Origin of the sequence: Kitasatospora sp. NBC_01246 (assembly GCF_036226505.1) — a bacterium.
GTDB lineage: Bacteria > Actinomycetota > Actinomycetes > Streptomycetales > Streptomycetaceae > Kitasatospora.
On sequence record NZ_CP108484.1, the window covers coordinates 4465115 to 4479292 of the forward strand.

Here is a 14178-nt window from a genome sequence, read left to right on the forward strand (position 1 = left end):
CCGGGGGCGCGGTGCGGCCGCCTCCCCCGCCGCCGCCGGGACCGCCGGCGCCCGGGTAGGGCAGGATGGGCGCTCGACCGAGCCGGGACGGGACCGGCGGCGTACGTCCGGCAGGGTGGGACCCCTCCCGGCCGGAGGCTGGGGAGACGATGCCATGGCCGGGACCGAGGACACCGGGGCGCCGCCCGCCGGGCGGCCCTGGTCGGGGCCGGCCCTGGCCGTGCTCGGGGTGGCCGGCGCGGTGCTGGTCGCGGGCACCGGGCTCTTCCTCGCCGCGGTGTTCCTGCACGTGGCCCCGGCCAACTCGGCCTCCCGGGAGTACCGGGAGCAGGTCGACGGCCTGGTGTACCCGGAGTTCGAGCAGAACTGGAAGCTGTTCGCCCCCAACCCGCTCCAGCAGAACGTCAGTCTGGACGCCCGGGTGCGCACGGTCGCGGACGGCGGTGCGACCAGGACCCACGACTGGACCGGGCTGACCGCCCGGGACGTCGCGGCGATCCGCGGCAACCCCGCGCCCAGCCACGCCGACCAGAACCTGCTCCGCCGGGCCTGGGACTTCTACGAGGGCTCGCACAGCGCGCAGGACGACTCGCTGACCAACCCGCGCGGCAAGCTGGCCGAGCAGTACCTGAAGCGGATCGCGCTGCAGCGGATCGGCCGGAGCGTCGACGGCGAGCGGATCCTGCAGATCGAGTTCCGGGTGACGGCCGCCACCGTCCCGCCGCCGGACTGGAGCGGGGAGGCCGCGCCGCCCGCCCCGAAGGTCCGCGAGCTGCCGTGGTGGCCGGTGGGCGACGAGGACTTCCGGGGGCTCGGGTGAGCGACGTGCCCCCGACGGTCGGGCCGGAGCTGCTCGACGCGATCCCCCGGCAGCCGCGGCCGGAGGCGCCGGCGCTCCCGGCCCCCGGACGGCCCGGTGCGGGCTCCCGCGCCGCCCTCGGGCGGGCCCTCGCGGCCTTCACCGGTCAGGCGCTCGGGCGCCACCAGGCGGCCGCGGTGCGGATCGGCTTCGGCCTGGTCTGGCTGGCCTTCCTGCTGCGCGAGTGGCCCCACCGACGGGTGCTCTACGGCGACACCTCGCCGTGGTCGCTCGACCTGGCCGAGCGGCTGCTGGCGGACAACGGCGCGCTGACGGTGCTGCCGTGGTTCGGCGGGCGGCTCTGGTTCGAGCTGGTCTACCACCTGGCGGTGCTGGCCGCCCTCGCCGTCCTGCTGGGCTGGCGGACCAGGGCGAGCACGGTGCTGTTCCTGGTCACCGTGCTGTCGCTGCAGAACCGCAACGTCTTCCTCGGCGACGGCGGCGACAACGTCGTCCACCTGATGGCCGTCTACCTGGTCTTCACCCGCTGCGCGGGGGTCTGGTCGCTGGACGCCCGGCGGCCGGCCGCCGGGCGGAGCGGGGTGCTGCTCTGGGCGGTGCTGGGGGCGGTGCTGCTGGTCTGCCAGCTCGGCGACTTCTCCGGGGACAGCCTGACCTGGACGGCCGCGACCTTCCCGCACGTCGGCTGGGCGCCGGTGTTCTGGGGCCTGTGGGCGGTGGCCGGGCTCTGGTGGCTGCTCGGGCGGCTGCGGCCGGACGGCGAGCCGCGCGCGGTGCTGGACGCGCTGGCGAACATGGTGCACAACTGCGCGATGCTGGTGATCGCCGCCGAGGTGGTGCTGATCTACGCCACGGCCGGCTGGTACAAGGTGCAGGGCTCGCGCTGGCAGGACGGCACCGCGCTCTACTACCCCTTGCACCTGGACTACTTCACGCCCTGGCCGGGGCTGTCCGGGCTGGTCGGCTCGGCCCTGCTGCCGGTCTTCCTGGTCTCCTACGGGACGGTGCTGCTCCAGGTGGCGTTCCCGTTCACGCTGGTCGACCGGCGGATCAAGAACGTGCTGCTGGCGGTGATGATGGCCGAACACCTGGGAATCGCGGTGCTGCTGGGGCTGCCGGTGTTCTCGCTGGCGATGGTCGCGGCGGACGCGGTCTTCCTGCCGACCGGGGTGCTGTGCTGGGCCGCCGCGCGCGTCGGCGGTCTGGCGGTACGGTCCCGGAGCCTGGTGGCGCGTGCCGGGAGCCTCCGCTCCCGGACGGAGCCGCTCCCCTAAGCTGACCGCTATGTCCTGGTTTGCCGCACTCCGAGACACCGCGCGGACCGGACTGACCCTGGACCGGGCGCTCACCGACCCCAAACGCGCGGCCCGCGGGGCCGTCGCCGTCGCCCTGGTGCTCTTCCCGACCCTGGCCCTGGGCGGGCCCCGGCTCGCCACCTCGGCCGCGATGGGCGCGTTCATCGCCGGGACGGCCACCTTCCAGCGCAGCTTCCGCCCCCGGCCCACGCTCGCCGTCGCGGCCGGGATCGGTCTCGGCACCAGTACCTTCCTCGGGTACCTGGCGGCCGGGGTGTACGGGGCGTTCCCGGTGCTGCTCGCGGTCTGGTCCTTCGGGGCGGGCCTCGCCTGGGCGATCGGGCCGACCGCCGGGGTGGTCGCCGCCAACACCCTCTCGGTCATGCTGGTCGTGGTCCAGCTCCCGGTCAGCGTGCCCGCCGCGCTCGGCCACGGGCTGGTCTGCGCCCTCGGCGGCGTCGTCCAGGCGGCCGTCATCACGTTCTGGCCGATCGGCAGCTGGACCGCCCAGCGCGAGGCGCTCGCCGACACCTACGCCGAACTCGCCGACTACGCCCGGCGGCTGCGCCAGGACCCGACGGCGCACGTCGACCCGGCGCCGTTCATGACGGCCCGGCACGCGGCCGCGCTGACGCCCTGGCAGGACCGCCGCCGGCCGCCCGAGCTGCGCGGGCTGCGCGGCATCGCCGAGCGGGTCCGCCCGACCCTGGCCGCGATCGCCGACCCCAAGGTCGGCGCCCCCGAGGAGGGACCCGAGCGGGACCGGGCCCGGGCCGTGCTGGCCGCCGCCGCCGAGGCGATGGACGCGCTGGCGCGGGCCGTCCGCACCGGTGATCCGCTGCAGCTGCCCCGCTCCGCACCGGCGCTCACGCTGGCCGCCCCGGCCGACGGGCCGGAGCTGCAGGGCGCCAGCCGACGGGCCGCCCGCCGGCTGGCCGGGCTGCTGCGCAAGGCCGCGGACGCCCTGGAGCGCGGCGACGAGGACACCATCAGCACGCCGGTGGTCGGCGCCGGCGGGGCGCTGCTCAAACCGCCGCTCTCCCGGATGCTGCCGGTCGCCCTGCGAGCGGTGCGGCGCCAGCTCCAGCCGCACTCGGCGGTGTTCCAGCACGCCGTCCGGCTCACCGCGGTCGTGGTGCTCGCCTACCTGCTCGCCCGGCTGCTCGGCTTCGAGCACGGCTACTGGGCCCCGATGACCGCCGCCATGGTGATGCGGCCCGACTTCGCGCAGACCTACAGCCGGGGCGTGGCCCGGCTGGCCGGGACGATGGTCGGCGTCGCGGTCTCCACCCTGGTGGTGCAGCTGGCCCACCCCGGCGAGTGGGTGCTGGCCGCGCTCGCGGTGCTCTGCATCGGCGGCGCGTACCTCACCCTTCGCACCGGCTACGCGCTGATGACGGTCTGCATCTCCTCGTACGTCGTCTTCCTGCTCGGCCTCCAGGAGGGGAACCCGCTGGTCACCGCCTTCGAGCGGGTCGGACTGACCTTCCTCGGCGGCTCCGTCGCGCTGCTCGCCTACGCGCTCTTCCCCACCTGGCAGACCGCCCGGCTCGGCGAGCGGCTGGCCGAGTGGCTGGCCGCCGCCGGGCGCTACGCGGCCGCGGTGCTCGCCGTCTACGAGGACCCGGGCGCCCCGCGCGGGCGGGAGGTCCGCTCGGCGCTGCTGGACTCCCGGGAGGCCCGGTCCGAGCTGCTCCAGGCGATGCAGCGGGCCGACGCCGAGCCCGGCCGGCACGCCTCCGGGCTGCCCGGGGTGAGCCGCCGCCAGCTGGACCGGGCCCGGGCGGCGGTCGGCCACCTGGGCCGGGTCGCCGTGCTGCTGGAGGCCCACCTGCCCACCGCCGACGCCGACCCGGTGCCGGGCGCCGCCGAGTTCGCCGAGGAACTGCGGCTGGCCACCGCGCTCGCGGCGGCCGCGCTGCTCACCGACCGCCCGGTGGAGTTCGACGCCGTGCGGGAGGCGCAGCGCGGGCTGGAGGACCGGCTGGCGCAGGCGCCGGCGAGCGTCCAGCGCGATGTCGTCCGGACCAGCAGCCGGCTGCTGCTCCAGGCGCTGAAGGACCTGGAGCGCGCGCTGCGCGGGGGCGCCTCGGCCACCCCGGCGCAGCGCGCGCAGGAGTCCACGGCGCGGTAGCCGCGGGCGGTCGGGCGGTGGCCGTCCGGCCGGTCGGCGGGCCGGCGGGCACGCTGCGGGCACGTCGTGGAGCCGCCGGTCGGAGCGGCCGGTCGGAGCGGCGTGGGGGGCCGGGCACCGGCGGGCCTCGGCCGGCGGTCGGCCGCCCAGGCGAGGGCGGTGGGGCGGGGGTGGCAGAGTGGGCGTCATGGACGACGAGCGGGTGCGGGAGTGGCGGGCGGGCGCGGCGGCGCCGGACACGGTGCTGTTGGACGGGTTCCACACGCTCAAGCACGCGCTGCGCTTCGGCGGGGACGTCCGGCAGGTGCTGACCGCCGACCGGGCCGCGCTGCTGGCGCTCGCCGCCGAGCTGGCCGAGGACGTCGCCCCCGCGGTGGCCGCCCTGGCCGTGGAGCTGCCGGAGGCGGCGCTGCGGACGCTGGTGCCGAGGCTGCACCCCACCGGGGTGATCGCGCTGGCCGGGCGCCCGACCAGCGCGGCCAACCTGGCGGCCCTCGGCCGGCGGCCCCGGACGGCGCCGGTCGTGCTGCTGGAGAATCCGCGCAACCTGGGCAACGTGGGCGCGGTGATCCGGCTGGCGGCCGGTTTCGGCGCCACCGGTGTGGTGACCACGGGGGACCTGGACCCCTGGCACCCGAACGTGGTGCGGGGCAGCGCCGGCCTGCACTTCGCCACCGCCGTCGAGCGGCTGGCGCTGCCCGAGCTGCCCGCCGGCCCGTTGTACGTGCTGGACCCGGAGGGCTCGGACATCCGGACGGTGGCCCTGCCGGACGACGCGCTGCTGGCCTTCGGTACCGAGCGGCACGGGGTCTCGGCGGAGCTGAAGGCGCGGGCGGACCGGCTGGTCGCGGTGCCGATGCAGCCCGGCGTCTCCAGCTTCAACCTGGCGACCAGCGTGGCGATGGGTCTCTTCCACTGGATGTCGGGCCGCCCGCCCGGTCTTCCGCTGTAGGGCGGGCACCGGGAGGGCTACGGCGCGAACAGCCGGTGCCAGGTGTCCGGCCCGGGGTAGCCGTCCGCCTCGGCGCCGCTCCACCCCTGGGCGAGCTGGAAGGCCTGGACGGCCAGCCGGTCGGCCTCGCCCCAGCGCGGGCCGGGGCCCTCGGTGTAGAACCGGCCGAAGCCCCTGCGGACCAGCTGCTCGCCGAGCCGCGTCACGGACGCGTTGTCGGCGCCCGGGGCGAACCGGTCGCCGCCCGGGAAGGCGGGCACCGCGGTGTCGCCGCCGGGGGCGACCGGGGGCGGGGGGAGCCGGGTGGCGGCGGCGGGGATGTCGCGGCCCTTGTGGGCGACCAGGTAGTTCCAGGTGTCCTTGCCGGGCAGGCCGTCGGCCTCGCTGCCGCGCCAGCCCTGGGCGAGCTGGAAGGCCTCGGTGGCCTTCCGGTCGGCCTCGCCCCAGCGCGGCCCGGGGCCCTCGGTGTAGAACCGGCCGCCCCCGCGCTCGACCAGCATCCGGCCGAGCTCGGTGACGTGGGCGTTGTTCGCCCCGGGGCCGAACTTGTCGGCGCCCGGGAAGGCGGTCGACGCAGAGCCGGCGCCGTCGTTGCTGCTGCCGCTGGTGGAGAGCGCCTTGGCGCGGTACGGGAGGTACGAGGCGGAGTTGCTCCAGTAGGCGTACGGGGTGTCCCGCCGGGTGGTGCCGGGGGAGGTCTGCTCGTACGCCAGGTAGCGGGTGCGGGAGGAGTCCGTCCAGCCGCCGAAGAGGGTCACGTGCGAGCCGGCCTGCGGGTTGGCCGGGTTGTTGTAGATCAGGATGTCGCCGGGCTGGAGGTCCGCCTTGGTGATCCGGTCGGCGAAGTCGGGCAGTGTCCAGGTGGTCTGACTGCTGTCCAGGCCCCAGGCCATCGAGACGAAGCCGGAGCAGTCCTGGCGGTAGCCGTCGGACCAGAAGCGGCTCATGCTGTACGGGACCTTCTGGGCGAGCCAGCTCTGCGCCCGCTCGACGATCGCGGCCCTGGTGAGCGGCTCCGCGGTGGCCCGCGGGGCGGCGGGGGAACGGGCGCCCGGCTCCTCGCCGTAGAGGCCGCTCACCCCGCCCTGCGGGGTGGTGGGCGGCTGGGCGGCGCTGGCGCCGCCGGGGGTCGGCGCGGGGGCCGCCGCGGCCCCGGCCGCCCCGCCGCCCAGGGCGGTGCCGACCGCGGCCACCAGGACGGCGGCGCGGCGGCGGACGCTCCGGGCCGCGGCGTGCCCGCCCTCGTGCACCGGCGCGGCGTGCCGCCGGGCCCGGCTGCGGGCCCGGCAGCCCCCGCATATGCAGTCCTCGTCCGGTTCGACCTCGTCGAATTCCAGCAACGGGGCCGGTTGCTCGGTGGGGGTCATTCTCCGCCTCTTTCCCGGTCAGTCCTGATGGCACGACAGGAGGGACGTGCCCAGGCCGGTATCGCGTGCTGTCCGACCAAACTCCCAAACCGGACGGGTGCTCGGCGCGGCAGGGTGAGCCGCCCGGGTGACGGAGGGTCGGCGGTCCGGGCGTGGCGCGGGGGAACGGCTGGCGGTGGCACGGCGGCCGCTCCGACGGGCGGTCAGCTCCCGGCGGTGGTGGCCGGACGGGTGCGGGCCGCCCGGCGGCGGTCAGGCGGCGGCGGGCGGGTTGGCCGGGGAGTACTCGGGGCCGGTCCAGGTCAGCGGGGTGGCGTCGGCCAGTTCGACGACGCCGGTGACGGTGAGGTCGACCACCCGCTCGGCCCCCGGCAGACCGGCCGCCGCCGCGTCGGACCAGTCGGTCCGGGCCTCGCCGGTGATCAGCAGCGCCCCGCCGGTCTCGAAGTCGGGCAGCAGCAGTCCGGCGCGCGGGTCGAGTTCCAGGTTGCCCAGCGTCATGAACATGCTGTTGCCGGCGTACTCGGGCCAGCGCAGCCGGTCCGGGCCGACGGCGCGCAGGAAGCCGGGGTTGCCGCCCCGGTGCGAGGCGTCCACCCGGCCGTCCGGACCGGCGGTGGCGATGAAGAAGGTGTCGGCGGTGGCCGCGGCCAGCCGCTGGGCGGTGGTGAGCACCGCGCCGGCGGCCACCACGTGCGGGACGCCGGCCGACGGCTGCTCCAGCGGGCTGCGGCGCTGGATGTACTTGGGGCAGTTGGCGTAGACCTGGTCGGCGGTGATCACCAGGCCGCCGCGGCCGTCCGGCGCGGAGCGGCCGTTGAGCCGCATCCGCCGCCGGCCGGCCGGGTCCAGGGCGATGGTGCCGACCTCGGCGGGCCCGGCGAGGACGGCGGCCAGCGGGTCCTCGGCGGCGGGCCGGGCCGCCACCGCGAGGGTCCGCTCGTCGGGTGCGCGCAGGAAGCCGGGGCCGCCGGTGAGCTGGGTCGCCCAGAGCCGGCCGGCGGCGTCGGCGGCGCCGACCACCAGCACCCGCCGCTCCGCCAGGAACCGGGCGGCCACGGCCGGGATGGTGCGGCCGATCGCGCGGCCCGAGTGGTCGGCCCGCTCGGTGCGGCCGGCCCGGGCCTGCACCGCGCGCTCGCCCGGGTGGTACGGCGTGCTGCTGCTGTCCGTCATGGCGGCTGCCTCCCGATCCGGCCGGGCGGCCTAGAAGAACCCGCAGGTGGGGGCCGTGCCGGTGGGGGCGGTGGCGCCGGTCGCGTCCACGCCCTGCGGGGTGAAGATCTCCAGCCGGATGCCGTCCGGGTCGGTGAAGAAGATCCCGCCGGAGGCCGCGCCCTCACTGTGCGGGACGACGCCGTCGTGGGCGAACCCGGCGCCCAGCTCGCGCAGCAGCCGCTCGGCCGCGCGGACCTCGTCGAGGCTGTCGACCTGGAAGGAGAGGTGGTGCAGGCCGGGCGCCGCGGTGGCGAAGGCGCCCGCGCTCTGCTGCCAGAGGGTGATCACCAGCCGGCCGTCGCGGCCGAGGAAGGCGAAGCGGCGCTCGGGGTCGGTGCCCTCCTTCACCAGCTCCAGGCCGAGGACGCTGCGGTAGAACGCCGTCGAGCGGTCGAGGTCGGTGACGTTCAGGCCGATGTGGCCGGTCTGCAGGGTGCTGGTGGCGGTGCTGGACATGGCTGATCACTCCCGTGGCCGGGGCGCCCGGAGGCGCCCGCTCCCTAACCTGTACAAGAGACGGTAGTGGTTAGCCTGATGTCCCGTCAACCAGTACTGGCATCGGTAGTGGTTAGGTAGGTCTCGGCGAGCCGGTCCTGGAAGGCCTCGGCGGTGAACAGGTAGTCCTGGCTGCCGGCCGACTCCAGCGCGTACGCCGCCAGCACGCAGCCGATCCGGGCCGAGGCGTCGTCCGGCAGGCCGTCGGCCCGGCCCGCCAGGAAGCCCGCCCGGAACGCGCCGCCCGCGCCGGCGCCGTCCGGCAGCCGGGAGATCGGGGCGGCCGGGACGGCCAGCGAGGGCTCGTCCGGGTAGTCGATCCAGACGCCCTCCGGGCCGAGGGTGGTGACCCAGCTGCCGACCCGCCGCAGCACCTCCTCGGCGGTCCAGCCGGTGTGCTCCAGCAGCAGGCCGCGCTCGCGCCGGTTGGTGACCAGGCAGTCGGCGCCGGTCAGCACGGCCTCGGCGCCGGCCGTGCCCAGTTCCTCCGTCCGGCCGGCCACGTCCACCAGGTACGGCAGGCCGAGGCGCCGGCACTCGGCGGCGCGGGCGGCCATCACCTCCGCCGCGGCGGGGCCGAGGAAGACCAGCCCGACGCCCTCCGTCCAGCCCGGCGGGCCCGGGCTGACGTCCTCGGCCAGCGCCCCGGGGTGGAAGGAGGTGATCCGGTTGCGGTCGGCGTCGGTGGTGCTGGTGTAGCGGGCGGTGGCCAGCTCGGTCGAGACCCGGACCAGGGAGGTGTCCACCCCGGCCTCGGTCAGCCGGTCCCGGTAGTCGCCGAAGTCCCGGCCGGCCGCGCCCAGCAGCAGCGGTCGGCGGCCGAGGCGGCCGAGCCCGTAGGCGACGTTGGCGGCCACGCCGCCGTAGCGCACCTCCAGGTCGTCGACCAGGAAGGAGAGCGACAGGTGCTTGAGCTGGGCGGGCAGCAACTGGTGGGTGAAACGGCCGGGGAAGGTCATCAGGTTGTCGATGACGATCGGGCCGGTGACCGCGATTCTCATGGGGATACCTGCCTCACCGTGGAGGGTCCGGAGTGACGTGGCCGGAGCGGCCGGAGCGGAGCGGAGGGGGCGGACGACGGCGGCGGGACGGGCCGGTCCGGCGCTCGTCGGGCAAGCCCTAGAGGGCCCAGAGGACCCAGCCGAGGAGCAGCAGGTTGGCGGTGCCCTGGGCGACGGCGCTGGCCAGCGCCGAGCCCGTCCAGGCGCGGCAGACGCCGAGTGCGAGGCCCATGGTGAAGACGGACGGCAGGACCCCGGTGATCACCCGGGTGTCGAACGGGTTGAGGCCGTAGTCGCCGAGGTGGACCAGCGCCCAGGCGGCCGAGGTGGCGGCGATCGCCACCACCGGACCCCGGCCGCGCTCCACCGCGTGGTACAGCACGCCCCGGTAGCAGACCTCCTCGACCAGCGGCACCAGGACGCCCATGCAGACCACCATGGCCAGGCCCGCGACCACGGGGGCGCCCGGTGCCAGCTGCCGGAACAGCTCCGGGATCAGCGACGTCCAGTTGCCCCCGCCCCGCCCGAAGGCGGCGCGGGTGGCGAAGACGGTGTCGGCGTAGGCGAGCACCACCAGCGCGGTGCCGGCCGCCGCGGGCCCGAACCGGAAGCGGCGCAGCCCGGCGGCGGCACGGTCCGGCCGGTCCAGCACGGTCAGGACCAGCGCGCTCAGGCCCACCGACAGGACCATCAGCGGGATCGCGAACGCTCCGGCGATCCGGACCGAGGCCAGCACCGCGAACAGCAGCGCGGCCGAGGCGACGGGCGTGGCGCGGTGGCGGTCGCGCAGGCGGTGCAGGGTGCGAGCCCGTCCGGTGGCGGCGGGCTCGGGGGGCGCGGGCGCCGCCACCGGACGGTTCGCGGTCATCGCGGGCCCGCCTCCGCCACCGCGGGGGCGCGGCGCAGCGAGGGGAGCCACCAGTTGTAGCGGCGGAACAGCAGCAGCGTGGCCGGGACGAAGAGCATCCGGATCAGGGTGGCGTCCAGCAGGACGGCCAGGCCGAGGCCGGCGCCGTACTCCTGGAGCATCACCGTGGAGGAGAGCACCATCGTGCCGAGGCTGCCGGCCATCACCAGGCCCGCCGCGTTGATCACCCGGCCGGTGTCGACCACCGCGCCGATGGTGGCGCTCTCCTGGTCGGCCCCGCCGCGCACCAGGTCGCGGACCCGGGTGACCAGGAAGATCTCGTAGTCCATGCCGAGCCCCATCATCAGGACGGTGAGGAAGATCGGCAGGTCGTCGATGATCGCCCGGTCGAGCCAGAAGTGGAAGATCAGCACGGTGATGCCGATCGCCCAGACGTTGCTCATCATGATCGTGAGGATCAGCCGGACCGGGATCAGCAGCGAGCGCAGGGCCACCACCAGCATCACGAACACGCCGACCGAGACCAGCCCGATCATCTGCCAGAAGCTGGCGTTGAGCGCGTTGCCGTACTGGCGGTCGACCTGGGTGGCGCCGCCGACCTGGAGCGCCCCGACGTCCTTCGCGCCCTCGGTGACGTCCTGGATCCGGTCCACGGTGGCGACCGCGGCCTCGGAGTAGGGCGGGTCGGCGAGTTCGACCACGATCCGCAGCGCGCCGTCGTCGGCCAGGTAGTCCCGCCGTACGTCCGCGGTCAGCGCGTCGACCTGGTCGGCCGGCAGCGGGCTGCCGAACGGCCTGGTCACCGCGGAGACCCGGGCGACGCCGGGGACGGCGGCCAGTCGGTCGGTGAGCGCCGTCACCGAGCCGAGGCCGCTCGCGGTGAGCCGGTGGGTGGCCGGGTCGACCACGCCGGCGGGCGGCCGGGTGACCACCAGGGTGGGCAGCACGGCCGCGTCGCCCCACTTCTCGGCGACCAGCTCGAAGCCGGCCTTGGAGTCGGTGGCCGGGCTGAGCGCCACCGGGTCGGCGGTCGAGCGGTGCTGGGCGGTGATCACCGCGAACGGCACCGTGATCACGGCGAACACCAGCACGATCGCCACCTTGCGGCGACGCGCCAGGTCGGCGGCCCTGGCCAGGTGCCGGCCCAGGGCGCTCTCGTGCTCCAGATCGCTGAGCGGGCGCCAGCCGAGCGCGAAGAACCGGTCGCCGAGCAGCACCAGCAGAGCCGGCGTCAGGGTGAGCGCGGCGAGCAGCACGATCGGGATGCCGATCAGCCCGCCGTAGCCGAGCGGCGGGATCCAGTCCACCGGGGAGAGCAGGGTGGCCCCGAAGGCGAGGACCACGGCCACCGCCGCGAGCAGCATGGACTCGCCCGCGTGCGCGGTGGCGTGCACCGCCGCCTCCTTGGGCGGGCGGCCGGCCAGCCGTTCCTGCCGGTAGCGCGAGGAGAGCAGCATGCTGTAGTCGACGCCCGCGCCCAGCATCACGAAGTTCATGATCGTGATGGTGAACTGGGTGAGCGTCACGCCGTGGCCGAGCGCGAACAGCGCCGCCTGGCTGACCGTCATGGCCAGCCCGATCGCGGCCACGGTCAGCACGGCGGGCACCACGGCGCGGAAGAACAGCAGCAGCACCACGAAGATGATCGCGTAGGCGACCGTCTCCATCAGGGCGTTGTCGTCCTCGGCCTTCTTGTAGGTGTCCTTGATCAGGGCGAGCTCGCCGGTCACGTGGGCGTCGACGTCCGGGCCGGCGCCGACGGCGCGCAGCGAGCCGTCGATGGCCGAGCGCAGCCAGTCCACGTCCGGATCGTGCCCGGCCTGTTTGGCGAAGCTGACCGTCACCAGGGCCGCCCGGCCGTCCTCGGCGAGCAGGCGGTTCACGGCGTCGGCGGGCACCGGCACCGGGAAGGAGCGCCAGTCGGTGGCGGCCGCGAAGCCCGCGGCGAGACCGGGCAGCGCCGCGTCGTCGGCGGCCACCCCCCGCTGCGCCAGGTCGGCGAGGCCGGCCGGGACCTGGCCGGCCGCCACCGCCGCGTCCACCGCCTGCCGGCGGCCCTCCGGGGAGGTGCCGGCCCCCGCGGCGGTGAGGTCGCGGTCCACCTGGGTGCGCAGTTGGCGCAGGTACTCGGTGGTGGAGTCCCGGTAGAGGGTGTACGCCGAGACGGACTGCCGCACCTCGCCGGTGCGCTCCTTCCCGGCGATCCGGCCGTCCAGCTCGGCCAGCAGCTTGCGCAGTTGCTCGCCCCGGACGTCCGGGGCGCCGATCGCGACGATCGACTCGCGCTGCGAGCGGTCGGGGAAGGACTGCTCGACGAGCTGGTCGGCCCGGGCACTGCTGGTGCCCGGGACGACCTTGGAGGCGCCCTGTTTGGTCAGGACGTCGTTCAGCTGCGAGGCGAACGGGAAGCAGACCGCGATGACCACGGCCCAGACGGCGAGCACGGTCTTCGGGCGGGCGGTGAGCACCCCGGCGAGGCGCAGCAGGCGGCGTTGCACCGCGCCGTGGGTGGTCTCCGGTGGTGCGGGGGTGACGGTCGTGGTCATGCGCTGCCGACTCCCTCGCGGTGGCGCCCGCCCGGGCCGGTGCCGGCCGAGGGGGTGCTGGGGCTGGTGCCGGTGACCACCGCGAAGGTGTGCCGCAGCTCCAGTGTGCCGTTCCTGGCCACGTGTTCGGCCAGGCCGGCGCGGATCAGCTCCAGCGCGTGGTCCTCGCGGCGGTGGTCGACGGCGTCCTTGAAGCCGGCCGCCGCGCCGGAGCGCTGGACCCACTCCAGGGCCGCCTCCGGGGTGTCGGCGGGCAGTACCTGGTGGCCGTCGCGCTGGACGTCGACGGTCAGGCCGGCCTTGGTGAACCAGCGGGCCACCGTGGCGGCGTCCTTCGGCAGGTTCACCCGGACCAGACCGGTGAGCAGCGACGGGTCCGCGGCGAAGACCTTCTCCAGCTGGGTGATCAGGGTCTTGAGCGCGTCGCCGCGGGTCTCGATCACCACCACCCGGCCGCCGGGCCGCAGGACTCTCCTGATCTGCTCCAGCAGCTTGACCGGCTTGCTGTAGCAGATCGCCCAGCCGACCACGACGAGGTCCGCCGAGGCGGTCGGGCGGGGGCGCAGGAACTCCTCCATGTCGCCCTCCTGGAGGGAGACGTCGAGCTCCGGCGCGCGCAGGGTGTCGGGGAGGATCTTGGCCTGCGCCACGGCCAGCATGCCGGGGGACTTGTCCACCGCGTGCACCGAGCCGCGGCCCTCCAGCCGGCGGACGATCTCGTGGGTCAGGTGTCCGGTGCCACAGGCGAGTTCGAGGACGTCATCGCCCGGGCGGATCTCCACCTCGTTCAGCGCGGCGACCGAGTGCACCCCCATCACCGGGCTGAAGTAGCTGTCGTAGCTGGAACTCGCGGCGTCGTAGTCGGGCGTGGTGTCGGCGTGGGTGCGGCTCAGGGTGAGGCGCAGGGCACGCGCGGCGAGTCCGAGGCGACTCATGGCTGGCTCCTTCTGATGTGGTCGGATTCCGAGGGCTGCGAGGCCGGTGCCGCGCAGGCGAGGAGCAGGAGGCCGGCCAGGCCGGCCAGGGTGCCGAGGACGCCGGCGGACACCGAGGGGGCGGTGGCCCCGGCGGCGACGCCCGCGACCAGGGCGAACACCGCCGGGGCCACCACGGGCGCCCGGCCGGCGGCGGGGCGGTCCGGGCCGAGCGCCACCGCGACGGTCAGTGCGGCGACGGCGGTGACCACGGCCGCGAGGACGGGGCTCGCGGTGGTGGCCGAGGCGGGCAGGGCGGCGCCGAGCAGCAGCAGCCCGGCCGCCGGGGCCCGGTGGGGCGGGCCCGGCAGCAGGGCGGCCGCGGTCCGGCGCCGCGGCAGGGCGGCCGCCAGGGTGAGCGCGGCGCCGATCGCGGCGGCGGCGCACCAGGGCCAGTCGGGCGCGCCGCCGCCGGCCGGGGGCAGGCCGGCGCCGAGGACGGCACCGGCCGCGCCGCCGGCCAGCGCGGCGATCGTCGGGGGGCCGGGCACCAGGGGCGCCCCGGGGC

12 protein-coding genes are annotated in these 14178 nt (G+C 76.1%); 4 read left to right on the plus strand and 8 right to left on the minus strand.

What is annotated here, in order from left to right:
* Positions 1-154 precede the first annotated feature (154 nt).
* The 4 genes from OG618_RS19665 (at position 155) to OG618_RS19680 (ending at position 5201) form a co-directional block, all read left to right on the plus strand.
* Positions 155-820 (plus strand): DUF5819 family protein, encoded by a 666-nt coding sequence (locus OG618_RS19665; protein ID WP_329488828.1) that lies wholly within the window; start codon positions 155-157, stop codon positions 818-820.
* Entirely contained in the window at positions 817-2094 is a 1278-nt protein-coding gene (locus OG618_RS19670) for an HTTM domain-containing protein (protein ID WP_329488829.1), read from the plus strand. The genes OG618_RS19665 and OG618_RS19670 overlap by 4 nt, the downstream gene beginning before the upstream one ends.
* 10 nt (positions 2095-2104) lie before the next feature.
* Positions 2105-4249 carry an FUSC family protein gene (locus tag OG618_RS19675; protein ID WP_329488830.1) on the plus strand — a complete coding sequence of 715 codons (2145 nt, stop codon included), beginning with the start codon at positions 2105-2107 and terminating at the stop codon, positions 4247-4249.
* 187 nt (positions 4250-4436) lie between these two features.
* Positions 4437-5201 carry a TrmH family RNA methyltransferase gene (locus OG618_RS19680; protein ID WP_329488831.1) on the plus strand — a complete coding sequence of 255 codons (765 nt, stop codon included), beginning with the start codon at positions 4437-4439 and terminating at the stop codon, positions 5199-5201.
* A gap of 17 nt (positions 5202-5218) precedes the next feature.
* Here OG618_RS19680 and OG618_RS19685 read toward each other — a convergent pair whose 3' ends face one another.
* The 8 genes from OG618_RS19685 to OG618_RS19720 all read right to left on the minus strand — a co-directional run bounded on the left by OG618_RS19685 (position 5219) and on the right by OG618_RS19720 (position 14161).
* Positions 5219-6568: a peptidoglycan-binding protein gene (locus OG618_RS19685; protein ID WP_329488832.1), complete on the minus strand. Its 1350-nt coding sequence runs from the start codon at positions 6566-6568 to the stop codon at positions 5219-5221.
* A 252-nt stretch (positions 6569-6820) separates the two neighbouring features.
* Positions 6821-7744: a pyridoxamine 5'-phosphate oxidase family protein gene (locus tag OG618_RS19690; protein WP_329488833.1), complete on the minus strand. Its 924-nt coding sequence runs from the start codon at positions 7742-7744 to the stop codon at positions 6821-6823.
* 30 nt (positions 7745-7774) lie between these two features.
* Positions 7775-8242, minus strand: coding sequence for a VOC family protein (locus OG618_RS19695; RefSeq protein ID WP_329488834.1), 468 nt, complete (start codon positions 8240-8242; stop codon positions 7775-7777).
* 86 nt (positions 8243-8328) lie between these two features.
* Positions 8329-9282, minus strand: a complete 954-nt coding sequence (locus OG618_RS19700; protein ID WP_329488835.1) for a PfkB family carbohydrate kinase — start codon at positions 9280-9282, stop codon at positions 8329-8331.
* A 118-nt stretch (positions 9283-9400) separates the two neighbouring features.
* On the minus strand, positions 9401-10150 hold the full coding sequence (locus tag OG618_RS19705; protein WP_329488836.1) for a CPBP family intramembrane glutamic endopeptidase: 750 nt from the start codon (positions 10148-10150) through the stop codon (positions 9401-9403).
* Positions 10147-12696, minus strand: a complete 2550-nt coding sequence (locus OG618_RS19710) for an MMPL family transporter (RefSeq protein ID WP_329488837.1) — start codon at positions 12694-12696, stop codon at positions 10147-10149. Before OG618_RS19710 ends, OG618_RS19705 begins: the two co-directional genes overlap by 4 nt.
* Positions 12693-13631: a class I SAM-dependent methyltransferase gene (locus tag OG618_RS19715; RefSeq protein ID WP_329488838.1), complete on the minus strand. Its 939-nt coding sequence runs from the start codon at positions 13629-13631 to the stop codon at positions 12693-12695. Before OG618_RS19715 ends, OG618_RS19710 begins: the two co-directional genes overlap by 4 nt.
* Positions 13628-14161 (minus strand): hypothetical protein, encoded by a 534-nt coding sequence (locus OG618_RS19720; protein ID WP_329488839.1) that lies wholly within the window; start codon positions 14159-14161, stop codon positions 13628-13630. The genes OG618_RS19715 and OG618_RS19720 overlap by 4 nt, the downstream gene beginning before the upstream one ends.
* Positions 14162-14178 lie beyond the last annotated feature (17 nt).